Genomic DNA, 26,392 nt, shown 5'->3' on the forward strand with positions numbered 1-26,392 from the left:
AAAATGAGTCCATTTTTTGGACTCATTCCTATTCTATCAATAGTTAACTGCGCTGCTACTACATGGTCGTCAAAAAACTTTATCAATTTTATAATCAACAAGTTATAGCTTTATTGTGTTTTGTATTAAAAATTTAATTATCAACTGCGCAGCGCTCACGAAGTAGCAGCGCAGCTAAACTAATATAAATCCTTTTTTATCTTTTTGGTAACTAAGCTTGCGATCTCACGAGCTAATTCTATAACTACAAGAAGTTATTTCTTTTTGGGCTTGTCCTTGGGCGAAGGAATCATTGTCCAACGATAGATACTGTTGTCTAAATTATGCTCCAAAACCATCTCATCTTTTTCTACACGTACAATTCTATAATCGTTCCACCCATTCACACCAACAAACTGCACAGAATCATTTTTGACATTATAATTAAAAATACGGTCGTTCCCCCCCATTTCCATTTTAAAGACATTAATCACCTCTTTTACCTTTTTTTTCTTCTCGTTCCCTTTTGCATCTGTAAATTTTTCTGTTTTCATATCTTTTCGAATCCGAAACTCCATCGTTACAATTCCTGCAATCCCCTTGATATTGATTTCACGGCCATCTTTTTGGAGTTTCTTGCATTCCCACTTGCCTACTTTAGCAATTGTTTTAGCTGCTTTTTTGTCATCTTGATCCTGAGAAAATGCTTGTTGAGCACCTAACAACAACAGCATTATACTAATTAACATACTTAGATTAAAAGTTCTTTGCATAACATTAAATTTTCGTTTTGAAACAACTGTTTCCTTGTTTTAGAACACCGAATAGGTATTTTATAGTAACTCTATTCTATTTTTATACCAAAATCTTAAAATTTAATTTCATCTTCATTCAGCAGCAACAGAAAAAACCCACAAAACACTGATTAACAACCAAATAAACTAAAACCAACTAGATATAAAAACTAATTATTCAGCCTACTACTTCTAAAAGATTGCTTGCTATTTTTTAGAAGTAGATAAAGAAAGCTCTGAATTATTGACCTGAAATAGAAGTTATTAAGTAATCGTTCATAAAAATTTATAGGCAAAACAATTACATTTTTAACTATACTTTTTTCTGTCCACTTACTTAAATGATTACTTATGCAAATACCAACTCAACTTATCATTGCTCAATATCATTGAATCTTGCGACAAATGAACCACCTTCATGGGTGGAAAATTATTATTGGGATAAGAGATCATACTATCCTGTCCTAAAATATAGTCTACAATTTCTGGTGGAGGAGCAGGTTCTTCATTCAAAGTTTTCGTTCGTTTTCCTTCCTTATCAAAAGCATATTGAGGATTTCCCATATATGGTCCAGGCATAACTCTTCCATCATGAAACCGAAAAGCGGTTACTTTCCAGAGACCATAAAACCATTCTGTATTCAGTCCTTTTTTTGAGGAAGCTGCTTTATTTGTTGCCTTGCAAGCAACTAACAATAAAATTACACTAGTAAAAACAAGTATAGATTTCATAAAATTATTTTAATTGAGCAACAAAAGCATTCCAAAAAGTTGATTATCATACTTATTTTATGCCTTTCTTTAATATTTAGTTCTCCAAAGTATAATCAAGTATCGCTTTTGTGATTCGAAGGTGTTATATAAGAATCTATTTCTATCAATTGATTGCCTTCGCTACCATAATCCCAAGTAGACCATTGATAGTTAATCAAACATTCATAGGTGTCTGCCAAATAAGCACTCAAACTACTCGTTGTATATCCTGGTCCTTGACCATCTTGAAATTCCATTCCCACTATTTGTCCTACTTGTCCAACTGGTCCAGGATCGTGGTCTACTAGCAATTGATTGCCTCCACTATCTACACAAAATGGTATCCAACCTTTACTACAATATTTTCGGGCAAGGCGCTTATCTTTCCAATTGGTAAATCCATGCTGCTCTTTGAATGCAACCGTATCTTTGAAGATACCTTCATCTATCAATTCCGCACTACAACTCCAATTATTTAAAACAGTAGCAGGATTTTCATAAACATAGCCGCCTTCAAAATCTATTCGATAATCACAATAAGTCAAAAACTCAACCAGTTCATTGTGTAAGCTAAAACCTACTTTTTTTTCCAAATCTTGGATTTCGATCGAAGTCATTGGATTAAATGTAAGGTTTTTGTAATAAGGAGCATGTTCCCAATAAAAATCCTTAATAAGTTGTAAATATTCTCTAACTGTCTTCATTAAATCAAAAATATAGTTCTCTATCTACAGAATGAATGTTAACAAGAACGTTATTTTTTTGGAAAAACTAGTTCTAAATTTATTATTTTTGTACAACCGAACTCCTTAATCGAATGAATTAGATATATTTAAGTATGCTCATAAACTCTTGGTCGTGCTTGGCTCTTCTCATTACAAAAACACAATTCGAACCTTAACTATTTAATTGTCAAGACTATTATTAGTTCATCTGTACTCATTATTATAAATCAATCAATATGCCCAAATTCTTATCCTTGCCTATTTTTGTACTTTTGCCCTTTACTTTTTTTGCACAGTCTGATGCTTATCATCAAGCCATTACACAAGGAGAAAGTGCACAAGCCAACCGCCAATATGCGCAAGCCATACAGTATTATACTCAGGCGATACAATTGGAACCTACCAATGTAGAGGCTTATCTAAGGCAATTAAATGTTGCTATACAAAAAAGGGATTTAACCACATTTAAACGTACAATTGGGCAATTAGAAGGGTTAGAGTATCCTCTGCCTTTAGAAATTTATATTACTTATGCTCAATTGGCAAAAAAACAACGCCTTTATAACGATGGATTAAAAATGCTTGCCAAAGCAGAATTAAGACACAAAACAAACAAAACAATATTAGTGCATCGTGCTGATCTATATCAAAAGCTAAATGATAATGCTGCTGTTATTAAAACACTTAACCAAGCCTTAGAGTTGAATCCTCAAAATATGGATATTGTCCATCAACTAGCAACCATTTATATAGATATCAATACTCGAAAAAGCATTGATTTATTTAAAAAATTATCCACCAACCCTACGTACAAAGATGTAGCGCTTAGTTCTTTAGGACTACTTCACACCAAGCTATATCAAGCTGACCCAGGACCTAACAATCGAAATAATTTAGTTTTGGCATTGCAGTATTATAATGAATATTACAAAAAACACCCCCAAAATCAAGATGCTAAAACGATGATTGATAATATCCGTATTTTGTTAGAATCTTAATTGGGACGCTTCCTACAATTTTGAAGAATAGAAAACCTAGTATGGTCTTATCTCTTTAATACAAAAAATATTATATTTAAATTAAATTTTCATCTTGTGTTCAGTATTAACAACTTGCTAGCCATCAAGCAATTTATTACAGAACCCAATTAATCCAAGCCAAATATATGAAACAGTTCCTTCTTTTTCTCCCGATTCTTGCCCTCTTTTCTTGCCAAGAAACTACTTCATCAGAGCAAACTGAAAAACCTAAAGATTATGTGGTATTTTCGGGAAAAATTGCCCATACAACTGCTGATTCGTTAGCAATTTTATCCCGTGATTTCGCTAAAACAATTGCCATAAAAGAAGATGGCAGTTTCACAGATACATTTAGTGTCGAACCTGGTACCTATTATTTTACAACTAGGCAAAAAGGAATGATTGTCTTTTTAAAAGATGGTTATGATCTTTCGTTGGATGTAGATGCGGAGGACTTTGCAGAAACCGCTAAATTTACAGGAGAAGGCGCTAAAGAAAATAACTATCTAGTTGCTAAGGCTCGTTTTGAAACAGAATTATACGATCAAAACTTAACACATTTAGACTCTACTCAGTTGGATAGTGCTACTCAAGTTCTTGTCGATCAAGCGAAGGACTACATCAATTCTCAAAAAGATATAGACTCTATTTTGATCCATGAGAATTTAAATGAATTGTCTATCATCGCTCAATCTTTAAAAGAATATCACTTAGAGATCATTCGATTAAAAAACGAAATGCCTAAAGGTAGTAGCTCTCCTATCTTTACTGATTTTGAGAATTATGACGGAAGCAAAACATCTCTTTCTGATTTAAAAGGCAAAAATGTATACATCGATGTTTGGGCAACTTGGTGTGGTCCTTGTAAAGCAGAAATACCTGCTTTAAAAAAATTGGAACACGATTATGAAGGCAAAAATATTGCTTTTGTAAGTTTATCCATTGATGATGCTCAAGCACACCAAGGTTCATGGGAAGTTGCCAACCAAAAATGGAGAGCGATGGTCAAAGATAAAGAACTCGGAGGCATACAACTATTGGCACCCAAAGGCTGGGAAGACCCATTCATTCGTGCTTACAAAATTAATAGCATTCCTCGTTTTATTCTATTAGATACCGAAGGTAATATTATTAGTGCAAGTGCTCCAAGACCAAGTGACGAAAGCTTACGAACCTTATTTGACGAAATTATTTAAACTTAAAAAGGCTTGAAAATGAAGTTCATTTTCAAGCCTTTTTCCTTTTTTAATAACTCTAAAAACACAACTCTGATTCCAAAACTGAAATCAAAAGCTGTGTTTCGTAGTACAAAAATATATAGTTACTTCGTTTAAGTAATTGTTCAGAAAAAATTATATAAAAAGAACCTTATTTTTTTCTGACCACTTACTTGTTTTAATTAAATAATACCTTGTGTGTGGATCTAGTTCCATTCTCAAAATGAGCTACTATCGTGTACATTCCTTGTGCCAACTCTCCTTTTTTCAATTCAACCACTCCCCTTGCATCTTCGATAGTTTGTACCATTTCTCCCAAAACATTAAAAAGTTGAAGAGAAACATTTTGCTCTGTTCCCAAATCAATATTCAATTGATAATTGGTTGGATTAGGGTAAATACTAATAGCGGGCGCAGCTCTTTCTATTTTTTGTATGCTTGTATAATTTGTATCGCGATATAGAATTGTTGCACACTCCGCTCCTATTGAAATTGTTGTTCCGTCTGCTCGAATCGCTTTGAAGTCCTCAAAACAAACCTGTGTAGACATCGTACCTGCATTTACTGGAGCGTTGGCATCTACTCTAAAAATTAGACGCCCAAGGTTTCCTCCTCCTGTATAATTGACTTGATTAAGACGGGTGCCAACATAATGAATTCGACCATCTTCCGATGTCATTCGAGCATGAACAGGTGCTCCATCATCGTCCAACCAACCATTGTCTAAGTTTGTATATCCTAGCCCAAAAACTGGACTGCTTGCTGTTGCTTGTAGATTCAAATTCAAAACAGCCTCATCATAATTTACTCTAAATGTCACACCATGCAAATCTGTAATATTTTGTACAGCATCACCAAAATTAACATCCAAGACAGCGTAACCTCTTAACGGTACTATTGTATCAGCCGCAAGAGAAATAGGCATTGAAGTACTGTAATAACGTTCAAAAAACAAGTCGGTTCCAACCGTGTTAAAACCTTCCACAGCTCCCGTGTACAAACTGTGCGTTTTTTGCCAATTTTCTTTATTAGCGATCAAATCCAATGTATCTATGATATTGTCACCGTTCGCATCCACATAAGCATTCGTAATAGGTGTTGGTGGCATATGAGGCATCCAATGATCGCCTATTTGAGTACGAGCCACTGCTGCCCCACCATACTTTAGTCCCATTTCCAAAATATCAAAATCATTGTCTACTCCATTGTTATTGGCATCCCCTGGATAAACACAATTGCTGGTACAAAAAACGGATTGTGTACACGCCATAGAAAAATTATTATCATAATATTGCTGAACCAAATCTATTTGTTGCTCCATCAAGTTGACATTCTGTACATGGTTGCTGTCAGGATCTCTATGGTAAGAATAAGCTAAATCTACGGTAAAGATTTCTCCAGGTAATAAACTGTCTTTATAGATAGAACCAACAGTACGTTGGTCGAATCCCCATAGATTTTCAGTATACATGGACCATCCTGCTGCATCGTTGGGATTGTCAGGAAATGCATAATTTGCTGGTATTGCATTGGGATCATTGGAATTATAACCATTGCCCCCATGAGTCAATGGGGTACCATCCATAAATTTTCCTGTTAACAGACGATAATATACGTTTTGACTAACAGGGTCTGATCCTTGTGTTCCTACATAATAGATACTATGCGCCAAATCATGATTTAGTATAGTAACGGCTTGTACAGGTGGATTAGTACCATAACCCGCCTCACCTGTTACTGCACAAGGATTATCATCGTCGTTATCAGCGTTGTAAGAATATATAGTGTTTTTACTGGGTATTGTTCCCATATAGTCGTCTTCTCCGCAGCCCATATCAAAATCAAGCCAAACACCATAATAATAATCATATAGTTTTAATGGATTTCGATTGATAACTTTATGTTTTACAAACAACGTTTTATTCAATAATGGGTCGTTAGAGCAGGAAAACAAATAAGCCGTTTGTTGCACTTCTACGTTTAAAGCTAATCCTCGACTTTGTGTTTGTAGTCCTCCTTGGTCATTAAATACAGACCACAATATTTCTTCTGCAATAGCATTGGGATTACCATCTTCAAATACAGGATAATCACCTCCCATAGGATCATAGATACCATTGTTATTGGCATCAAAAAATGGCGCTAAATCTTGATTGGCAGGCAATGGGAACCCCATTTGTGCCAAAAAATCAGGATTATTTCTGCCTGGCCATTGCAAAATACTGGGATTGACAGGACCATCAATAATCCCATTGTCGTTGTAATCTGCTATATGCTGCTCAATTGCCCAACGCTGTACTTTCCAAATATGGTCAAATCCAGCACAATCATAAACCATTCCTGTCGCCTCATCTATTGGACCTGCCCAATAATCATTTCCTCTAGCACGGTATGTTTGCGCTGATAATAGCACTTGTCCTCCTGGGTCAAGAGCTCCCATCCAAGTAGCCGCCGCAAACATAGAATGGGCTTGATTATTTGAATTATAGACATAAGGTACGGCATATTGAGCTTGAATATCGCCATCCCAAAACATATCTCCCCCATTTCGAAATAAGATTTTCATATCCGAATTTTGGATATATTCCTGTGCATTAGATTCTGCACAGTTTTGCGCCCAAACACTTTTATTAAACAAGCATATTCCTGAGGCTATAAGAATAACAAGTATTTTTTTCATATTTTCTATCATTTTTCTAATGCAAGCATTGCTAATCAAGAGTTTGCAAAAAAAATATTAATTTAACAATCAATAAATTGCAATTTCAATGCATTTCGCAGCAAGATCACTGTTTTAGTTTTTCTTTTATCAAAGAAGTGAAAATAGACACCCTCCGAAAGGCTATACATCTCTCGAGGATGCCAATAAAGAAAAAGACTTCAGTGATCCATACCACTTTATTATTACAGGAACTACATTTCGTGAAGGTCGTTCTTAGTTAAACACAACCTTATGGCTAGATTTTGTCCCATTTTCAAATTCGACAACCATAGTATAGATTCCTTGTGCCAAATCATTTTTGTATAATTCTACAATACCATTTGCATCTTTGATAGTTTGTACAGCTTCTCCCAAAACATTAAAGAGTTGAATTGAAACATTTTGCTCTGTTCCTAAATCAATATTCAATTGATAATCGGTTGGATTAGGATAAATACTAATAGCGGGCGCAGCTCTTTCTATTTTTTGTATGCTTGTATAATTTGTATCGCGATATAGAATTGTCGCACACTCCGCTCCTATTGAAATTGTTGTTCCGTCTGCTCGAATCGCTTTGAAGTCCTCAAAACAAACCTGTGTGGACATTGTAGCTGCATTTATTGGAGCATTGGCATCTACTTTAAAAATCAAGCGACCGATTTTTCCCCCTCCTGTATAATTGACTTGATTGAGACGGGTACCAACATAGTGAATTCTACCATCTTCCAGTATCATCCGAGCGTGAACAGGTGCTCCATCATCGTCCAACCAACCATTGTCTAAGTTTGAATATCCTAGCCCAAAAACTGGATTGTTTCCTATTCCTTGTAGGTTCAAAGTAGTTTCATCGTAATTCACTCTAAATGTCACTCCATGCAAATCTGTAATATTTTGCACAGCATCCCCAAAGTTCACATCCAATACAGCATAGCCATTTAACAAAACCACTGTATCCTTAGCAAGGGAAATAGGCAACGAAGAACTATTATAATAACGTTCAAAAAATAAGTCCGTTCCTACCGTGTTAAAGCCTTCGACAGCTCCCGTATACAAACTATGTGTTTTCTCCCAGTTGTCTTTATTAACAATCAAATCCAATGTATCTACGGTATTGTCACCATTCGCATCTACATAAGCATTGATAATAGGTGTTGGTGGCGTGTGAGGCATCCAATGATCGCCTATTTGAGTACGAGCCACTGCTGATCCACCATACTTCAATCCCATTTCCAAGATATCAAAATCGTTGTCTATACCATTGTTGTTTGCATCACCTGGGTAAACACAATTACTAGTACAAAAAGTAGGTTGTGCACAGCCTGTCAAAGCAAAGTTATTATCATAATACTGTTGAACCAAATCTATCTGTTGTTCCATCAAATTTACATTCTGTACATGGTTGCTGTCAGGATCTCTATGGTAAGAATAAGCTAAGTCTACAATAAAAGTTTCTCCTGGCAATAGACTATCTTTATAAACAGAACCGATAATACGTTGATCAAGTCCCGATAAATTTTGAGTATACATAGACCATCCTAATGGATTATTAGGGTTATCAGGAAAAACATGGTTTGTGAGTGTTGCATTCGGATCATTGGGATTATAACCACTGCCCCCCTGTGTCAATGGCGTACCATCTATAAATTTCCCTGATAATAAGCGGTAATAACCAATTGAACTAGTAGGATCCCCCATAGGGTTGGAAGAACTATTGACATGATAAATACTATGCGCTAAATCATGATTTAGTATAGTGACAGCTTGTACAGGTGGATTGGTGCCATAGCCAGACACTCCTACTGAACCACAAGGATTATCATCGTTATTATCTGCATTATAAGCATATATAGTGTTTTTGCTAGGGATACTTCCAATATAATCATCCGCAAAACAGCCCATATCAAAATCTAACCAAACACCGTAGTAATAATCACGGAGTTTTATTGGATTACGATTAATAACTTTGTGTTTTACAAACAACGTTTTGTTCAACAACGGATCGTTAGAACAAGAAAACAAATAAGCTGTTTGTTGCACTTCTACCTTTAGAGCTTGACCATTGCTTTGGGTATGTAAATTTCCATTGTCGTTAAATACAGACCACAGTATTTCTTCGGCAATAGCATTAGGGTTACCATTTTCAAACACAGGATAATCGCCTCCCATAGGATCATAGATACCGTTGTTATTCGCATCATAAAATGGTGCCAGATCTTGATTGACAAGCAATGGAAAGCCCATTTGTGCTAAGAAATCAGGATTGTTTCTGCCTGGCCATTGCAAGATACTTGGGTTAACAGGACCATCAATAACCCCATTATCGTTGTAATCTGCTATATGTTGTTCAATTGCCCAACGCTGTACTTTCCAAATGCGATCGAATCCTGCACAATCATAAACCATTCCTGTTGCCTCATCTATTGGACCTGCCCAATAATCATTCCCACTAGAACGATAGGTTTGTGCTGCCAACAATAAATTTCCTCCTGGATCATAAGCTCCCATCCAAGTACCTCCTGCAAATATAGAATGGGTTTGATTGTTTGAATTGTAGACATAAGGTACGGCATATTGAGCTTGAGAACTCCCATCCCAAAACATATCTCCTCCGTTGCGGAATAAGATTTTCATATCCGAATTTTGGATATATTCTTGCGCTGTTGATTCCATACAAGATTGTGCCTTTGATAAATTGTGGTAGCAACTTGCTAGAAATAAAGTAACTATTAAGAGTTGTTTTTTCATAGAAATAGTTTTTTGTTGAGTTGGTTAATGAACCTGTAGTGATTGAGAAAAGTTAGAACTTATACCATCAATTTCACAATGCCCTTTCCGTAAAATTTGATGTCATTCTGTATTTACAATATTAATTATATTAACTAATAATCTCAAAAACATTATTCAACATTCCCCAACACTAAAAATATCACAACTACTTCTAATAAAGCAACCCAGCTATTATTTCCCAATAAACAACAACAGTATATAAAAAAACGGATTTAGGCTAAAGCACTAAATCCGTTTTAAATATAAAAATTAATACAATGAATTAATTTCCATTTTTTATTATTCAGCCATGTTCTTCAAACACATACATAGCATTATGCCTTCTTAAAATTAAGTATTGTTGTTTCAATAATTTTGCAACACTCATCCAACTGAGCAGCTGTCATCACTAAAGGAGGCGCAAAACGAATGATATTTCCGTGTGTAGGTTTTGCCAATAAACCATTCTTAGACAAGGCAATACAAATATCCATAGCCGTAGAACTATCTGGTGTATCGTTAATCAAAATAGCATTCAACAAACCTTTACCTCTTACTTTGGCGATCAAATCCGTTTTTTCAGCCAATTGATTCATTCGCTCTCGGAACACCTTTCCTAACTCAAAAGCATTATCAGCCAATGCTTCGTCTTTTACAATATTTAAGGCTTCCATAGCTACTGCACAAGCCATAGGATTACCACCATAAGTAGAACCATGCTGTCCTGGCTTGATCACGTTCATAATCTCATTATCTGCTAAAACTGCTGATACAGGATACATTCCCCCCGAAAGTGCTTTTCCTAAGATTAGAATATCTGGACGCACATTATCATAATCACAAGCCAACAAACGACCTGTACGAGCAATTCCTGTTTGAATTTCGTCTCCAATAAACAAAACATTGTGCTGCTGACACAATTCATAAGCTTTTGCTAAAAAACCATCGTCTGGAACATTTACACCTGCTTCTCCTTGAATGGGCTCTACCAAAAATCCAGCAATATTAGCAGCATCAGCCTCCATTGCTGCTTTTAGAGCATCCAAATCATTATATGGAACCGCTTCAAACCCTGGCGTATAAGGACCAAAATTTCCTCTTGCATCAGGATCGCTAGAAAACGAAATGATGGTTACAGTACGTCCATGAAAGTTTTCTCCACAAACAATAATTTTTGCTTTGTTTGCTTCAATTCCTTTTTTCTCATATCCCCACTTTCGACATATTTTAATTGCTGTTTCAACCCCTTCTGCTCCAGTGTTCATCGGCAATAGTTTATCATAACCAAAGTACTCCGTTGCAAATTTTTCAAACACACCCAATTTATCGTTATAAAAAGCTCTAGAAGTCAAGTTTAGTGTTGATGCTTGCTCCGTGATAGCCGTAACTAGTCTAGGGTGACAGTGTCCTTGGTTCACTGCAGAATATGCAGATAAGAAATCAAAATACTGCTTTCCTTCTACATCCCATACATAAACCCCTTCACCTTTAGCCAAAACCACACCCAGTGGATGATAATTATGAGCACCGTGCTTATCTTCTAAATCCATTAAATCTTGAGAACTTAATGTTACATTTGTTGTCGTTTCCATATTTGATTATAAATTTTAGATTTTTAGTCAAAATCACTTTATTCTTTATAAATTTGTTTGACACAGAATCAAACAGTACCACAAAAATACAAAAAACTTGAGACTATATCGAAATTTAGTAGAAGCGTCTATAAAGGCATTAAAAAAAATTTTCACTGAAAATCAGTTGGCTGATCGAGTTGTTCAAACAACCTTACGTTCCAATAAAAAATGGGGTTCTAAAGATCGGCGTTTTTTAGCCGCTACGATTTATGATGCGGTACGCTGGTACAGAACTTATTATGAAATATTGGGTAAAGAGCCTCAAAGCACACAAGATTGGTGGAAAATATTGGGTATTATGTGGATACTCCAAGGCATCGAACTACCTGACTGGGAGACCTTTGAAGCGTTAAATAAAGAATTTATTATAAATAAACAGGCTGAGTTGTCTACAGTTTTAAAAATAAAAACGTCGATTCCTGATTGGCTAGATGATTTGGGACGCCAAGAATTGGGCAACGAATGGGCTGCCTGTATAGAAGCTTCTAACGAACCTGCTGAATTGGTACTTCGTGCCAATAGCTTAAAAACAAGTACCGAAGATTTGCTAATTAATTTGGATAAAAAAGGTGTCCAAGCTCAAGCAATGGAACTGCCCGATGCCGTTATTGTTCCCAAACGACAAAAATTAACGGCTTTGCCTAGTTATGAGAGAGGATATTTTGAAATTCAAGATGCCTCTTCACAACAAGTCGCTCCCTTTTTGGAAGTCGAAAAAGGAATGACCGTTGTAGATGCTTGTGCTGGCGCAGGAGGCAAAAGTTTGCATTTAGCTGCCTTGATGAACAACAAAGGAAATATTACTGCTTTGGATGTGGAGGAAGATAAACTGTATCAACTTGCTAAACGTGCTAAAAGAGCCGCCGTTTCTATTATCAAAACACAAACGATTACGAGTTCAGATACAATCAAGAACTTATATGATACTGCCGATCGTTTGTTGTTAGACGTTCCTTGTTCTGGCTTAGGAACCTTAAAACGCAGTCCACACATCAAGTGGCGTTTAACTCCTGATTTTTTAGAACAAAAAAAGCAGACACAACAACATATTTTGCAAACATATACCCCTATTTGTAAAAAAGGAGGTCAACTAGTTTATGCTACATGTAGTATTTTGCCTTCCGAAAACCAACGACAAGTGCAAACATTCTTAGCTAGCGAGGCAGGAAGTGCATTTCAGTTGTTGAAAGAAAAACAAATTTTGCCTAATGAAGGTTTTGATGGCTTTTATATGGCGTTATTAAAACGAATCTAAAACTATTTCAAATGGCTATTACCACCAAAGAACAAGCCTTTCAGGTTTTAGAAACTCAAAAGAATGGAATTCCATTTGAAGCGATTGATTTTTTGTATAACAGTCCTACAGATGAAGATATTCTAAACTAAATACGTTCTACTTTAGAACAAATTTATGATAATATCGACCAATTAGAGGAAGGTTTTTATTCAGAACAAACACCTAAGGTCAATAACACTCCTAAAATAGGTCGAAACGCCCCTTGCCCTTGTAGTTCGGGAAAGAAATACAAAAAATGTTGTCTAAAGAACAAATAATATGCGCATTTTATTTTGTGATAGTGGATTCAATCCTAAAGAAATAGACTATATGTACCAAGAAGAATATGCCGCCGCAAAGGCAGCTAATCTTTCTTGTTCTTTGATTAGCTTTGAAGCCCTCAAAAAAGGCAATCTAGATGTTGCCCTTCGATTTGTTCATCCAGTCTCTGAGAAAGAACAGGCAGTTTATAGAGGATGGATGTTGACGCAGGAACAATACCAAACATTGTATGAGGCATTGTTCCAACGCAATATTCAACTAATCAATACGCCTGAGGAATATGCCTTTTGTCATTACCTACCCAATTCCTACGAAACCATAAAGGCAGTCACGCCCCAAAGTATCTTCAAGCCTCTAAATGGTGCCTTTGATATGGAAGGTTTTAGAGAAGATTTAAAAGTTTTTGGCAATCGCCCTATTATCGTTAAAGACTACGTTAAGTCTCAAAAGCATTATTGGGAAGAAGCTTGTTTTATTCCAGATGCAAGTGATTTAGCCAATGTTGAAAAAATAACCAAACGTTTTATTGAGTTACAAGATGTAGATTTGAATGTAGGGATTGTGTATCGAGCGTTTTTGAACCTACAACCTTTAGCCATACATTCTACGAGTGGGATGCCCTTAACAAAGGAGTTTAGAATTTTTGTCAAAAATGGCAAAATCATTCAAAGTTTAATGTATTGGGATGAAGGAAATTACGCGGCTAGTTTGCCCAACCTTTCGTTCTTAGAAAACGTTATTCCTACTATAAACAGTAGTTTTTTCTGCATTGATATTGCCCAACAAGAAAATGGTCAATGGATTGTTGTAGAATTAGGAGATGGTCAAGTCTCTGGATTGCCAGAAAATGCCGATAAAGCTACATTTTATAACCATTTCTCTTAAAATCAATTTCTATGAAACAATTTATCCTCATCGTTGCTCTATTCAGCATTTGTTTTGCTGCTCAAGCACAAAAAGTAGATTCCGACTTAAAACTAAGTACCTTGTCGTTTCAAAAAACTTTCCAACAAGAGCCTTTAGTTATTGATGTAAAAAAAGCAAGAAAAAGCCCCACATTTGAACTACCTAAAGTACCCAATATCATTTGGAAGCACCATCCAGAAACTGTTAGTTATTATAATAATCATAGATTAAACCCACTGTGCTTTAATCAATCCAACGGTTGGGAGATGATCCAAGTACGCCCGATGAAGCACCAAGTGCTTTATGATGCGGCAGCCATTGGAGGAGGTATTATTTTAGGAACCGTTTTGGAAGCATTAAGCCAACTGTAATCAATCGCCTACAATAAATTCCTCATGCGCTTACCGGCTACTAATGCCCTTTATTGCGTTGGCATTCTTACACTTTTACTAGGTTTATCTTGTATTGATATAGGGCATAATTGGTCGGATGATTTTGCCCTATATCTACAGCAAACTCAAGCTCTTTGGGAAGGCAATACAGAGGACTTGCTTAAAGCCAACTACTTTGCCATGGAACATTCCTACGCCCATGTTGGTCCTTACCTGTATCCAAATGGTTTTCCTATCTTGTTGCTCCCTATTTATTTGATTTTTGGATTGAATTTTTGGGTTCTAAAAGTATATTGTTTGCTCTTTCTTATAGCAAGCATTCCTTTTATTTATGCAATTTTCAAACAATTTGGATGCTCTACCCCAAAAGCCCTTGCCATTACCTTCTTAGTTGTTATTAATTACCATTTTATACGTTTCTCAGATCACATTTTATCAGATCTTCCCTTCTTTTTCTTCAGTTTATGGAGTTATTATCACCTTCAACGACAGCAATATAACAGCTACTTTCAAAGTATTTTTTTAGGCATCCTCATTTTTTTTACGTATAACATTAGAGATATTGGCATTGTCCTATTGCCTTGTCTTTTTGCCTATCAATGGCAGCAATTTAAAACAGCAAAAAAAGCTTCTTTAGGGATTTACCTACTACCTTACATCAGTTTTGTATGTCTATGGTTAATGCGCTGGTATTGGTCCCCCTCTGTTTCAACCAAACAACTTAGCTTATTGTCTGAAACTTCTCTGGATATTATTATCAACAACTTCTACTATTATTTTTTATTAGTAGGCAACTATTTCTTAATTTTTAGAAATATTCCAACGTCTATTGCATTAGTGGTTGCCTGTTTCTTTAGTAGTTTAATCCTTCTTGGTATCTACCAAAAAGGCAATGCACACCTACCACTCTTGGTTTACCTTGGAGGAACAATAAGCATTTGTTTGATATGGGTTAGCTTTCAAGGCATGCGCTTTCTATTTCCAGTACTTCCTTTTTTGATCTACTTCCTATTAGAAGGCATCAAAGGGTTGCCCATTGCCCCAAAATTTCAAAAATACATTATTATAGGATTACTTTTAAGTAGTTTAAGCCAGAGTTTATTAACCAGCTATTATTATTGGCAGAAAGATACCAATGAAGCCTACTCCATAGAGCTGCAACAAATCTATCAATACATAAAAAACAATACTCCCAAAGAGGCTATCATTGTCTTTTACAAGCCAAGAGCACTGCGTTTATTTACGCAACGAAATGCCGTGCAAAAAGATATTTCAACAGCACATTATAACTTAAAGAAACGCACTCATTCACTCCTGCCAACAGACTCTATTTTATTAAAAACAGAACATTATATCTTAACTTATAAAAAGACTCGTTAGCCCTTTTGGTTCTTGTACCCCAAAAAAATAGTGCCTATCTCATCTATGAAATAGGCACTATAATCCGCTTAATGACTTATGATCCGTGCGTAAAGTACAATAAGAGATTAACTCAATGCATCGACCGCTTTTTTAATGCGCTTTATTGCTTCCTCTAACTGTTCTTCAGATGTAGAATAAGCAATGCGCACACAATCATCTGCACCAAACGCTTCTCCAGCAACAATAGCAACATGAGCCTTGTGCAAAATATATTCACAAAAATCCGAAGAATTTTGAATGGTTTGACCATCTACAGACTTGCCGTAAAGAGCACTAATATTAGGAAAAACATAAAAAGCCCCTTCAGGAAAATTCACTTTAAAGCCGTCAATTTCTTGTAATAACTTTAGAACCAAATCACGGCGTTTTCTGAACGCTTCATTCATATCATAGGTCGGCTTCATATCAGCCAACAAAGCCTCCGCAGCTGCTTTTTGTCCAAAAGAGTTTGCCCCAGAAGTAAACTGACCTTGCATTTTAGCACAAGCATTGGCAATCCAAGTTGGAGCTGCCATATACCCCAAACGCCATCCCGTCATAGAAAAGCCTTTAGAAAAACCATTAATAACAATACAACGATCCTTGATGGAGTCAAAGCTAGCAATGCTACAATGACCGCCTTCTAAGAAGTTGATGTACTCGTAAATTTCATCCGAAGCAATCAAAACCTCAGGATGTCTTTCCAAAACCGCTACCAAAGGCTCAAAATCTGCCTTAGAATAAACTGTACCAGTAGGATTGCAAGGAGAAGAAAACAAAACCATACGAGTTTTGGCTGTAATAGCTGCTTCTAGTTGACTTGCTGTGATTTTAAAATCATTATCAATAGTAGCATTTACAAATACAGGCTTTGCGCCACTCAGCCCAATAATTTCTTTGTAAGAAACCCAATACGGAGCAAAAATAATAACCTCGTCTCCTTCATTGAGCAAAGACAAGGACAAGTTGGCCAAACATTGCTTGGCACCATTAGAAACTACAATTTGATTTTTATCAAAATCTAGATTATTGTCACGCTTAAATTTGGTAACAATTGCTTCTTGTAACTCTACTAACCCAGGAACAGGCGTATACTTAGTATAACCCTCTTGCAATGCTCTATTAGCGGCCTCTTTGATGTGACTGGGCGTATCAAAATCAGGTTCTCCCAAGCTAAGACTAATTACTTCATGCCCTTGAGCCTTCAATTCTCTTGCTAATTGAGCCATTTTGATGGTGGCAGATTCCGCCATATTTTTTAAACGGTCAGAAACGTACATTCTTAATAGTAGTTTTATGGTTGATTAATTATTGTTTTTTTCTAATTTTTTTGCACTATCCCATAATTCATCCATTTCGTCTAAAGACAAATCCGCTAAGGGTTTCGTTGCGTGGTCTTCAATATACTTAAATCGTCGGATAAATTTTTTGTTGGTTTTTTCTAAGGCGGCTTCTGGGTCAATTTTGAGATAACGAGCATAATTAATCAATGCAAAAATCACATCTCCAAATTCATCCGCAATACGTTCAGAACTTTCTCTATCATCAACAGAAACCTGTAATTCGCCTAGCTCTTCTTCTACTTTTTCCCAGACTTCTTCTATTTCTTCCCACTCAAAACCTACCTGTTTTACTTTTTCTTGAATTCTGTAAGCCTTTACCATAGACGGCAAGGATTTTGGGACACCCTGCAAGATAGATTTTTTTCCTTTCTCTTGTAATTTTAACAACTCCCAATTTTTCTTAACCGTCTCTTCGTCTTCTGCCACCACATCACTATAAATATGCGGATGTCGATGGACTAATTTATCACAAATTGCATTTAACACGTCCGTAATATCAAAAGCTTTTTTTTCACTGGCTATTTTAGAATAAAAAACCATGTGTAGCATTAGGTCTCCTATCTCACCTTTCAATTCCTCCATATCTCCTTCCTGAATAGCATCCACCAATTCGTAGGTTTCTTCTATTGTCAATAGACTCAAACTCTCCAACGTTTGTTTTCTATCCCAAGGACATTTTTCTCTTAAGTCATCCATAATGTTGAGCAAACGCTCAAACGCCTTTAATCTTACATCCATATTGTGCTTATCTTAGTAGTTCTTCGTAACAATAGTTCGTTGAAACCACGCCGTAGCAGCGCAGCTAACTAAAAGCGCAACACTCACGAAGTGAACTTTATTAGTTTACTTCGTGAGTGCTACGCAGTTTCAACGAGCTACTATCGCAAAGGTATAAATAATAAAAGACTAGCCATTATTGCCAATCAGTTTTATGAGAAAAAAATTAAAGTTATGTTTTAGAATTAATACTCCGTTGATTTTTTAGTTTTCCTACGAAAAACGTAAAAAAGCATCTTGCATTAGTTTGATTATCAGTCTTTTAGTGCAAGAGCCAACAAAAGTACATCTTACTGATAATCAAACTAATACGATTTTTCAACGGAGTAATGAGAATTAAATCTTTCGTCAAAACATCAAAAGCACCATACACGTTGACTAACAAAGATTTATAAAACTAACAAAACTCCAAATAAATTTACACCGATGTTAATTGGCAAGAATGTCCTACTTTTTTGGCAAAAAAAAACACCTATTACATAGCAAAAAACAAGATATTGTGCCTTATAACCTCATTTTATGTGAAATATAATTCACTATTAAAATCATATTTTTAAAGTTCTAATTTCTGTACTTTTAAAACTTTTGTTATTAACAATCAATCGCGTTCCAACTATTTTCTTTATTTATACCTTATTTAAAAATAGCCTTTTAGAACTTTATTATTACTTGTATTCCTTGTGTTTTTTATTAAAAAAATATTAATTTTGTGTCATAATACAACCTTTATTGATTTATAAAAGCATCCCCTATATGTTAAAGTATTTATTAGTCCTATTCATTGGGATACTTGCCCTTTCTAGTTGTCGGCAAGATCCGGGTTTTGGAGGCAATTCTACCATAATTGGTCGTCTAAAATTAGAAAACTACAACACAGATTACACTCTTTTGAGGCAAAGCTATTATCCTGCCAACGAAGATGTATATATTCTATTTGGCTCTAACTCTGCTTATGGAGATCGAGTGAAGACAGATATCAAAGGCTTCTTTGAATTTAAAAACTTAAATCCTGGTACTTATACTATTTACGCCTACTCCAAAGATTCTTCTAGAAAGGAACCTTCAGGTTATATTCCGATTCAAAAAACGATTGAAATCACCAATAACCATGAATTGATTGATATAGGAGAATTGGTTACCTTAGACAATGACGATGATGGTTTCGCTACTATACGAGGCAAAGTTTTGGCAAATGAAGGAGGAGTAAGTTATTATGCTCCCGATGAGCGAGTGTACTTAACGTATCCCAATAGTTTTGGCATAGAGACTAGTCAAAGAACTAAATTTGATGGAACGTTCGAATTTAGGAACTTACCTTTGGGAACTTATACTATTTATGCTTATTCCAAAGATAGTCAAGCACCTTCGGGGGTCTCTCCAATTATCCAAACGGTTGTTATAGACAGCAGTAATCAAGAAACTTTTTTGCCAGACTTAGTAATCAATTTATAATAATGCAACAAAGCTTAAGGAGCGTTATTTTGTTGGTTGTTCTAAGTATGCTTAGTGCCAATATTTTCGCTCAAGATTTAACCAATGATTTAAAATCATGGTTGGGATATAGTATTAATGTTAAGATAGGCAAACGTTTTAAAGTTTCGTTCGCTCAATTATACAGTGTTGATATAGCTACGGCTCGATTTGGATTTGCACAAAGTGATTTGAAATTAGGATTCAAAATCGCTAGTAGAAACTACTTACAATTGGAATATTCTAACGCTCAATACCGGTGGTCTAATCGCCTTACCAATTTTGGACTTTCAGAAAACCTACTAGGATTAATTGATTATCAAAGATTTACAATCTCTTACAATACTAGCCACAAATTATTAAAAAAAAATAAATACTTTCGATTAAAGCACTATGTTTCGGCTCAGGTATTTTTCCCTCAACCTGAAAAACACCGCATGCGCTTTATATACACCGCAAGAATTTATTATACCCACCCCAAATGGCCTCTAAAGTTAAAACCCTACATTTCCAACTCGTTGTATTACTATTTGGGAGGACGCCCGATTAGTTATTATGATGATGAAGGAAACGTCATTGCTTACAACGCTCCCAATGGATTTCATCGCATCCGTATTAAAACAGGGTGTAGTCTTAAACCCTTAAAAAAAGTACCGTTTACAGTTACTCTATATTTAATTTTCCAATGGGAATTCAATAATTATATTTTTCCGAATCAAGAAATTAATTATCAAAAACCAATTTCATTAAATAATATTTCATATCCATTTAAGCCAATATCCCCTAATATCCAATACCCTTTCAATAATTATATAACAATTGGTCTACATTTTAGCTACCAGATCAAAGTTAAGATAAAGAAAAAAGATGCAAGACAGAATTAAAACAGCAATTATTTGCAAAGGAATGCCAGACTTTGAAATTGATTCCAACATCATGTATAACCACAAGCCCAAGGCAGGTGATGTGGCTGTATTTGAGGTACTAGAATTAGGAAAACATTCTTCGATTCAAGGTCTTAATGGTAACAACCGTTATATCTTTCCTGGGGACATTATTATGGCAGCATTTGGCAGTCGTTACGCTACTGGGCAGTTAGAAGGTTTGATTCCTAAAGAATATTGTGAAGAGTATCACATTTTGGGTAAAGGAGGAGCGATTGGTGTCATTACGTCTATGCACGTTAAGTTGGCTTCAAAAGGACCGACAACGCTAAGAATGATTGGTTATGCTACTCAAGATGGTAAAGTAATCAATATGAGATATTTATCGCACAAACGTAGTCGTTTTAATGCTAAGAAAAAGCGAAAAAGCAAGGTAATTCTATCGTTAGGGGCTAGTATGGATAGTGGCAAAACAACTACAGCTGCTTATTTGTGTCGAGGAATATCCCAATCCACTAAAGTTGCCTATTTTAAACTGACTGGAACTGTCTATGCTAAGGATCGCTCTTTAGTAAGGGATTGTGGAGCCTGCTTTGTTTCTGATTTCTCAACACTAGGATATCCCTCTACTTATCTATGTAGTCGAGCCGAGCTATTAGACTTATACGAGAGTCTAACCAATTTAACCAATCATTACAATCCAGAATATACCATTGTAGAAATTGCCGATGGGTTACTGCAGCGAGAAACAAGTATGCTGCTTCAATTCCAACCTTTTTTGGATACTGTTGATAGTGTTGTTTTTTCTGGTGGGGATAGTATGAGTGCTTTATTGGGTTACAATATGTTGACAGAATGGGGGCTAAAACCCATTGCAATTGGTGGTCTTTTTACGGCTAGTCCTCTGTTGGCTAGAGAAGTAGAAGAAGTAGTCGATATTCCTATTCTAAATTTGGATGGTCTCTCTGATCCTAATGTAATTGATCTTTTTAAGGAACGTCCTGAACTTGTTAATGTATAAATAAGTATTATAGATTCGTAGTTCGTTGATTAGCTGCGCTGCTACTGCGTGGTACTTCGTGAGCGCTGCGCTTTTAGTTAGCTTTGTTATTCCTTGCGGTCATGAGTCAGCAAGCTAGGTTTGTTACTCTCTACGGTCGTGAGCTCGCTGCTACCACGCGGTTCTCATGATGAAGTAATGTGCTAAAATAATTTCAAATCAAACATAAATGACAAACTATTGTTTTAACTTAATGTACCATAAAAGGGATTACTAATGCTACTGCAAACGTCGTCTCTCTACTCAATAGATAATAGGTTCTTTTATGTTAAGAGCTTTTAAATAACTACTTGGACTGCTTAAGGCGTCTATTTATAACTTATAATGGCTTTAATTTCAAAAAATAAATTAATACTTCAGTTCATAAAAAGCTATAAACTAAAGTTTTGTGCAGTTATCTTTGTAGGCTTCACATCAAGTATTCTTAAAATATCAATTCCTATTTCTTTGGCCAAATATTATAGTTTGGTATTTGAAACCAATTCTCCTAAAATCTTTTTGTTTAATTTTTTTCCTAGTTACTTTACCAATACCATTCCTCATTTCCTCATTTTCTTTTTTGCATTAATTTTACTAACAGGATTATTTGATTTCTTAGAGCGTTTTGGCAAAGGAGCATTAGGAGAATTTTTTCTTTTTCAATTGAGAAAAATATTGTTTTCAAAACAATTGCACATCAAACAAATGACCTATGATGCAAAAGGAACAGGACGGTATTTGCTACGCTATAGTGGTGACTTAAAAAGTATACAACGATACTTAACCAAGGGAATTGTACAATTTATTATCGACTTATTGTTTATTACCCTAACCATGGCCGTTTTGTTTATCATCAATCCTACTATATGCCTCATTATCTTAGGTTGTACAGTGATAACATTTGTTTTTATGGTTTTTGTCAATCGTTGGCTTTACAATATTTCTAGTAATCGTCGGAATAGAAAGTCAAATTTGCTTTCTTTCGTGAGCGTTCACCTACGAAGTATTTTGTCTATAAAATCCTTTAATAAAGAAAAAAAAGCCTACAAAAAATTTGCTCGTAGAGCTAAAAGGATATTAGACTTGGGTATTAGTTATCATTTGATCAACAGCTTTATCCAAACAATGACAAAATCCACTGTTTATATCATGTTGGGTATCATTTTAACATTTGTCCATTTGTCTTCTTGGCAATCTGGTAGCGAATTATTTATTACAATCTTAATCCTTGTAACAATACTCCCACTTTTTAGAAGAACTCTAAGAGTTTTTAGCATTTGGGAGTTGGGCAATATTTCATTTACAAAACTTCTAAACATTATCAATACAGAAGCCGAAACATTGCCCACCCAAGATTCTATAGAGCGAATCAGTGGCAACAAAGTTATTATCAATAATTTAAGCTTTGAGATAGGTAACCAAGAATTGTTTAAAAACACTTCTATGGTCATTCCCTCAAAATCTATCACGCTTATAACAGGAAAAGGAAAGACAACATTGGGTAAAATTTTACTTGGTATTTATGATAATTATCAAGGAACGATTCTCATTAATAGAACCAACATTCGGCAAATTCCTCCTAAAGTTGTTCGTCGAAAGGTCACCATTGCTTCTGTAGATTGGCCGCTGTATGGCAAAACTGTTTTTGATGCAATTAGTTACAACAAAAGAGAAAAAAAGAGAGTTGCCGCAAAAGCATTATTAAAAGCTTTGCAAAGCAAGTATAATCAGCAATTAACCCTCGACACTCCTATCGGCGAACTAGGTCAAAACCTATCTCACAATCAATATGTTCTATTATGTTTTGCTAGAGCAATTTTGACCAAAAAGAAAATTTTGATACTTGATCTTCCTTTTCAAACATTAACTCCTAGCCTAAAATCAACACTTCTTCAATTTATTAATGGTTTAAAAGATCAAAAAACAATCATTATCTTTGGACAAAATGAAGCTGAATTCAAACAACTCTCTATTGATAAAAAATACATCCTTGGTGCTCCCCCTATGCAATATACTCTAAATTAAAATAAAAATGTCTTAGCTTTAAGGCACTGGTTGGCCTCAAAAAAATAAGGTTTCTATATAGATAATACTCCGTTGATTATCCCCTCTGGTCATGAGGGCGCAAGCTTAGTTTTTTAGTTTCGCTACGAACCCGCAGGCTCACGAAGTAAAAACATAAAAAAGCACCTTGCATTAATTTGATTATCAGCCTTTTAGTACAAATATTAACAGAATTACATCTTACTGATAATCAACTGCGAAGCACTCATGCAATACCACGTAGTAGCAGCGTAGCTAACTAAAAGCGCAGCGCTCACGAAGTAAACTAATACGATTTTTCAACGGAGTAATGCATAGAGATAGGTTCTATTTATGCTCTTAATTATTGTAGTAGTAGCAGCTCAGCTAACTATTGATTATAGTCAAACTATTTAAAACTAGATAACAATGAAGTTTTCTGTAAAACTATTCTTTCTTTTTCTTCTTCTTACCTATTGTGCCTTTCAATGTATTAATAGTTCATCTATTCTTACCCCAAACACCTCATCCAACTCTCAGAAAACTACCTCGTCATTTCAAGAAAAAAAGGCACTTCCTCAAAAAAAAGGAATACAAAAAAAGAAGTACATTGATGGGCAGGTTTACTATTTATATGTTCCCCAAGCCGTTGCCGAAAACCCTGAGATTGGCACTACGATTTTAGCAGTTATTCATGGGTATACGGGGCAAGCCAATGGAATTAAAGGTCAGAATATTGCCTTAAAAAACATGAAGCGCTTTATTCCTTACGCAGAACAGCATAATACCTTATTGATAGCTCCCCATTTTAGTGAAAAAATTTTCGACTCTGATTATCAAAGATTTAATCTAGACGCAACTAGATCGGATATTCGGCTTATTGATTTGATACAGATTACAAAAAATACATTTCCTAATCTCCAAGATAAAAAAATTAAGCTATTTGGTTTTTCTGGTGGTGGACAGTTTGTTCACCGCTTTTGTGCATTTCATCCACTAAGAGTTCATAAAGCTGTCGCTAGTGGTTCTGGATGGTATATGTGGCCTGACTGGACAATAGATTACCCTCTAGGTGTTAACCTTCGTAAGTTTTCAAATACAAAACCTATCAATCTCGACTTATTTACACAATGCCAACTACTGGTTTTGGTTGGTGAGCAAGACATTAGACAAGGTTCCTTTAGAGATGATTACAAAGACTTTGACTTAAATAATATGCAGGGTAACGATCGTGTATCTAGAGCTCGTCAATGGGTATTGGCTATGGAAAAGTATGCTGCGTCAAAAGGGCTAACTTCTAATATCTTATTAAAAACGGTTCCTGAAACAGAGCATCGAACAACAAATACTTTAATGAAAAGTGCCTTTAATTTTTTGATGGCCTCATAAAAAAGTCGCATTAAGGATTGTCCGCCCTCAATACGACTTTTGTTCATAAACAGTATGAATACAATTAGTCTCTTACTCCTTGATAATTTTGTGCGTATAAATGCCTTTTGAACTTCGAAGTTCTAAGAAATATACTGCCGTTGGCAACGCATCAACATTCAATTGAATGAACTGCTCACCATCTACTGTTTTTTCTACCAACACACGCCCATTTACATCCATCAATCGAACAAATCCTTGTTCCAACACCTCTTCTAACTCTATATTAACTTGTCCTGTTGTTGGATTAGGATATACACGAGCCTGCATGGTTCCTTCTTCAATAGTTGACACAGCATTGACAACTACATTAAAACAACTTGAAGTACTAGTACAATTATTGAAAGTAATCATCACCGCATAATCACCATCTATCGAAGGTGTAAAACTTTGCATGGTTTCTCCGACGATTGCTGCATTTCCATTGTTACAATCTACCCATTGATAAGTAGCTCCACTTTGGTTCGCTGTTAAAACAATTCCACTTTGAGTAACTATTGTATCTATTGTAGTAATGGTCAAATCCAAGGTCACCACACTATCACAACCTACTGCATTCGTCAAAGTATGTGTTGCTGTGTTGTTAGAACTCGTGTACGTATTCCCATCTATCCATGTGTACGTATTACAAGCTGTTTGTACATCTGTTCCCGTTGTAGAGTTGTTGATTGTCAAATTCAACGTTACCACACTATCGCAGCCTGCTGCATTCGTCAAAGTATGCGTTGCTGTGTTGTTAGAACTCGTGTACGTGTTCCCATCTATCCATGTGTACGTATTACAAGCTGTTTGTACATCTGTTCCCGTTGTAGAGTTGTTGATCGTCAAGTTCAATGTTACCACACTATCACAACCTGCTGCATTCGTCAAAATATGGGTTGCTGTGTTGTTAGAACTCGTGTAGGTATTCCCATCTATCCATGTGTACGTATCGCAAGCCATTTGTACATCTGTTCCCGTTGTAGAGTTGTTGATTGTCAAATTCAACGTTACCACGCTATCACACCCTGCTCCATTCGTCAAAGTATGGGTTGCTGTATTATTAGAACTCGTGTACGTATTCCCATCTATCCATGTATAAGTATCACAAGCTGTTTGTACATCCGTTCCCGTTGTAGAGTTATTCATTGTCAAATTCAACGTTACCACACTATCACAACCTGCTGCATTCGTCAAAGTATGCGTTGCTGTGTTGTTAGAACTCGTGTACGTGTTCCCATCTATCCATGTGTACGTATTACAAGCTGTTTGTACGTCTGTTCCTGTTGTAGAGTTATTGATTGTCAAATTTAACGTCACTACACTATCACAACCTGCTGCATTCGTCAAAGTATGCGTTGCTGTGTTGTTAGAACTCGTGTACGTATTCCCATCTATCCATGTGTACGTATCGCAAGCCGTTTGTACGTCTGTTCCTGTTGTAGAGTTGTTGATTGTTAGATTTAACGTCACTACACTATCACAACCTGCTCCATTCGTCAAAGTATGGGTTGCTGTGTTGTTAGAACTCGTGTACGTATTCCCATCTATCCATGTGTACGTATCGCAAGCCGTTTGTACGTCTGTTCCCGTTGTAGAGTTATT

At 35.7% G+C, this 26,392-nt stretch carries 20 protein-coding genes and 1 pseudogene; 12 read left to right on the forward strand and 9 right to left on the reverse strand.

Features of this window, described 5'->3' with window-relative positions:
• Nucleotides 1–254: 254 nt before the first annotated feature.
• The 3 genes from CG11_RS24995 to CG11_RS25005 all read right to left on the reverse strand — a co-directional run bounded on the left by CG11_RS24995 (nt 255) and on the right by CG11_RS25005 (nt 2,230).
• Nucleotides 255–752 carry a lipocalin family protein gene (locus tag CG11_RS24995; RefSeq protein WP_052599699.1) on the reverse strand — a complete coding sequence of 166 codons (498 nt, stop codon included), beginning with the start codon at nt 750–752 and terminating at the stop codon, nt 255–257.
• Nucleotides 753–1,118: 366 nt separating this feature from the next.
• Complete coding sequence (locus CG11_RS25000) at nt 1,119–1,505, reverse strand: hypothetical protein (protein ID WP_052599700.1); 387 nt, start codon at nt 1,503–1,505, stop codon at nt 1,119–1,121.
• 95 nt (nt 1,506–1,600) lie between these two features.
• Nucleotides 1,601–2,230 carry an SMI1/KNR4 family protein gene (locus tag CG11_RS25005; protein WP_052599701.1) on the reverse strand — a complete coding sequence of 210 codons (630 nt, stop codon included), beginning with the start codon at nt 2,228–2,230 and terminating at the stop codon, nt 1,601–1,603.
• Nucleotides 2,231–2,487: 257 nt separating this feature from the next.
• Between CG11_RS25005 and CG11_RS25010 the strand changes: the two genes are divergently transcribed.
• A complete protein-coding gene (locus CG11_RS25010) occupies nt 2,488–3,249 on the forward strand; it encodes a tetratricopeptide repeat protein (protein WP_052599702.1) in 762 nt (253 codons plus the stop codon).
• A gap of 167 nt (nt 3,250–3,416) precedes the next feature.
• Nucleotides 3,417–4,466: a TlpA disulfide reductase family protein gene (locus CG11_RS25015; RefSeq protein WP_052599703.1), complete on the forward strand. Its 1,050-nt coding sequence runs from the start codon at nt 3,417–3,419 to the stop codon at nt 4,464–4,466.
• A gap of 199 nt (nt 4,467–4,665) precedes the next feature.
• Here CG11_RS25015 and CG11_RS25020 read toward each other — a convergent pair whose 3' ends face one another.
• The 3 genes from CG11_RS25020 to rocD form a co-directional block, all read right to left on the reverse strand.
• Nucleotides 4,666–7,167, reverse strand: coding sequence for a T9SS type A sorting domain-containing protein (locus CG11_RS25020; RefSeq protein ID WP_197043934.1), 2,502 nt, complete (start codon nt 7,165–7,167; stop codon nt 4,666–4,668).
• A 255-nt stretch (nt 7,168–7,422) separates the two neighbouring features.
• Nucleotides 7,423–9,933, reverse strand: a complete 2,511-nt coding sequence (locus tag CG11_RS25025; protein WP_052599705.1) for a T9SS type A sorting domain-containing protein — start codon at nt 9,931–9,933, stop codon at nt 7,423–7,425.
• A 356-nt stretch (nt 9,934–10,289) separates the two neighbouring features.
• The gene (gene rocD, locus CG11_RS25030; protein ID WP_052599706.1) at nt 10,290–11,546 is read right to left on the reverse strand and encodes an ornithine--oxo-acid transaminase; all 1,257 of its coding nucleotides are present in this window, start codon (nt 11,544–11,546) and stop codon (nt 10,290–10,292) included.
• A gap of 97 nt (nt 11,547–11,643) precedes the next feature.
• Here rocD and CG11_RS25035 point away from each other — a divergent pair, with 97 nt between their 5' ends.
• The 5 genes and pseudogenes from CG11_RS25035 (at nt 11,644) to CG11_RS25050 (ending at nt 15,824) form a co-directional block, all read left to right on the forward strand.
• The gene (locus CG11_RS25035) at nt 11,644–12,843 is read left to right on the forward strand and encodes an RsmB/NOP family class I SAM-dependent RNA methyltransferase (RefSeq protein ID WP_052599707.1); all 1,200 of its coding nucleotides are present in this window, start codon (nt 11,644–11,646) and stop codon (nt 12,841–12,843) included.
• A 176-nt stretch (nt 12,844–13,019) separates the two neighbouring features.
• Nucleotides 13,020–13,142: pseudogene (locus tag CG11_RS31080) on the forward strand (SEC-C metal-binding domain-containing protein); the annotation flags it as partial.
• 1 nt (nt 13,143) lies between these two features.
• The gene (locus tag CG11_RS25040; protein WP_052599708.1) at nt 13,144–14,031 is read left to right on the forward strand and encodes an ATP-grasp domain-containing protein; all 888 of its coding nucleotides are present in this window, start codon (nt 13,144–13,146) and stop codon (nt 14,029–14,031) included.
• Nucleotides 14,032–14,042: 11 nt separating this feature from the next.
• A complete protein-coding gene (locus CG11_RS25045) occupies nt 14,043–14,423 on the forward strand; it encodes a hypothetical protein (protein ID WP_052599709.1) in 381 nt (126 codons plus the stop codon).
• A 24-nt stretch (nt 14,424–14,447) separates the two neighbouring features.
• Nucleotides 14,448–15,824, forward strand: a complete 1,377-nt coding sequence (locus CG11_RS25050) for a hypothetical protein (RefSeq protein ID WP_052599710.1) — start codon at nt 14,448–14,450, stop codon at nt 15,822–15,824.
• 107 nt (nt 15,825–15,931) lie between these two features.
• Here the strand turns inward: CG11_RS25050 and CG11_RS25055 are convergent, their stop codons facing one another.
• Nucleotides 15,932–17,125 (reverse strand): pyridoxal phosphate-dependent aminotransferase, encoded by a 1,194-nt coding sequence (locus CG11_RS25055; RefSeq protein ID WP_052599711.1) that lies wholly within the window; start codon nt 17,123–17,125, stop codon nt 15,932–15,934.
• A gap of 24 nt (nt 17,126–17,149) precedes the next feature.
• The gene (mazG, locus tag CG11_RS25060; protein ID WP_052599712.1) at nt 17,150–17,926 is read right to left on the reverse strand and encodes a nucleoside triphosphate pyrophosphohydrolase; all 777 of its coding nucleotides are present in this window, start codon (nt 17,924–17,926) and stop codon (nt 17,150–17,152) included.
• Nucleotides 17,927–18,718: 792 nt separating this feature from the next.
• On the opposite strand from mazG, the gene CG11_RS25065 reads away from it, so the two are divergent.
• The 5 genes from CG11_RS25065 to CG11_RS25085 all read left to right on the forward strand — a co-directional run bounded on the left by CG11_RS25065 (nt 18,719) and on the right by CG11_RS25085 (nt 24,769).
• Nucleotides 18,719–19,417: a collagen binding domain-containing protein gene (locus CG11_RS25065; RefSeq protein WP_052599713.1), complete on the forward strand. Its 699-nt coding sequence runs from the start codon at nt 18,719–18,721 to the stop codon at nt 19,415–19,417.
• Nucleotides 19,418–19,419: 2 nt separating this feature from the next.
• A complete protein-coding gene (locus CG11_RS25070) occupies nt 19,420–20,319 on the forward strand; it encodes a hypothetical protein (protein WP_052599714.1) in 900 nt (299 codons plus the stop codon).
• Nucleotides 20,303–21,340 (forward strand): hypothetical protein, encoded by a 1,038-nt coding sequence (locus CG11_RS25075; RefSeq protein WP_052599715.1) that lies wholly within the window; start codon nt 20,303–20,305, stop codon nt 21,338–21,340. The genes CG11_RS25070 and CG11_RS25075 overlap by 17 nt, the downstream gene beginning before the upstream one ends.
• Nucleotides 21,341–21,703: 363 nt before the next feature.
• Complete coding sequence (locus CG11_RS25080) at nt 21,704–23,383, forward strand: ABC transporter ATP-binding protein (protein WP_052599716.1); 1,680 nt, start codon at nt 21,704–21,706, stop codon at nt 23,381–23,383.
• A gap of 426 nt (nt 23,384–23,809) precedes the next feature.
• Nucleotides 23,810–24,769 carry an alpha/beta hydrolase gene (locus tag CG11_RS25085; RefSeq protein WP_052599717.1) on the forward strand — a complete coding sequence of 320 codons (960 nt, stop codon included), beginning with the start codon at nt 23,810–23,812 and terminating at the stop codon, nt 24,767–24,769.
• A gap of 72 nt (nt 24,770–24,841) precedes the next feature.
• Here the strand turns inward: CG11_RS25085 and CG11_RS25090 are convergent.
• On the reverse strand, nt 24,842–26,392 hold a 1,551-nt coding region (locus tag CG11_RS25090; protein WP_156039895.1), incomplete at its 5' end, for a T9SS type A sorting domain-containing protein.

This window comes from Aureispira sp. CCB-QB1 (assembly GCF_000724545.1).
Lineage (GTDB): Bacteria > Bacteroidota > Bacteroidia > Chitinophagales > Saprospiraceae > Aureispira.

Bases quoted from the DNA above. Each gene is read 5' to 3' on its own strand.
- CG11_RS25015 (WP_052599703.1), top strand. From the start codon at position 3,417: ATGAAACAGTTCCTTCTTTTTCTCCCGATTCTTGCCCTCTTTTCTTGC.
- CG11_RS25055 (WP_052599711.1), bottom strand. From the start codon at position 17,125: ATGTACGTTTCTGACCGTTTAAAAAATATGGCGGAATCTGCCACCATC.
- CG11_RS25075 (WP_052599715.1), top strand. From the start codon at position 20,303: ATGCAAGACAGAATTAAAACAGCAATTATTTGCAAAGGAATGCCAGAC.
- CG11_RS25005 (WP_052599701.1), bottom strand. From the start codon at position 2,230: ATGAAGACAGTTAGAGAATATTTACAACTTATTAAGGATTTTTATTGG.
- CG11_RS25070 (WP_052599714.1), top strand. From the start codon at position 19,420: ATGCAACAAAGCTTAAGGAGCGTTATTTTGTTGGTTGTTCTAAGTATG.
- CG11_RS25085 (WP_052599717.1), top strand. From the start codon at position 23,810: ATGAAGTTTTCTGTAAAACTATTCTTTCTTTTTCTTCTTCTTACCTAT.
- CG11_RS24995 (WP_052599699.1), bottom strand. From the start codon at position 752: ATGCAAAGAACTTTTAATCTAAGTATGTTAATTAGTATAATGCTGTTG.
- CG11_RS25045 (WP_052599709.1), top strand. From the start codon at position 14,043: ATGAAACAATTTATCCTCATCGTTGCTCTATTCAGCATTTGTTTTGCT.
- mazG (WP_052599712.1), bottom strand. From the start codon at position 17,926: ATGGATGTAAGATTAAAGGCGTTTGAGCGTTTGCTCAACATTATGGAT.
- CG11_RS25080 (WP_052599716.1), top strand. From the start codon at position 21,704: ATGGCTTTAATTTCAAAAAATAAATTAATACTTCAGTTCATAAAAAGC.
- CG11_RS25020 (WP_197043934.1), bottom strand. From the start codon at position 7,167: ATGAAAAAAATACTTGTTATTCTTATAGCCTCAGGAATATGCTTGTTT.
- CG11_RS25000 (WP_052599700.1), bottom strand. From the start codon at position 1,505: ATGAAATCTATACTTGTTTTTACTAGTGTAATTTTATTGTTAGTTGCT.
- CG11_RS25025 (WP_052599705.1), bottom strand. From the start codon at position 9,933: ATGAAAAAACAACTCTTAATAGTTACTTTATTTCTAGCAAGTTGCTAC.
- CG11_RS25065 (WP_052599713.1), top strand. From the start codon at position 18,719: ATGTTAAAGTATTTATTAGTCCTATTCATTGGGATACTTGCCCTTTCT.
- rocD (WP_052599706.1), bottom strand. From the start codon at position 11,546: ATGGAAACGACAACAAATGTAACATTAAGTTCTCAAGATTTAATGGAT.
- CG11_RS25050 (WP_052599710.1), top strand. From the start codon at position 14,448: ATGCGCTTACCGGCTACTAATGCCCTTTATTGCGTTGGCATTCTTACA.
- CG11_RS25040 (WP_052599708.1), top strand. From the start codon at position 13,144: ATGCGCATTTTATTTTGTGATAGTGGATTCAATCCTAAAGAAATAGAC.
- CG11_RS25010 (WP_052599702.1), top strand. From the start codon at position 2,488: ATGCCCAAATTCTTATCCTTGCCTATTTTTGTACTTTTGCCCTTTACT.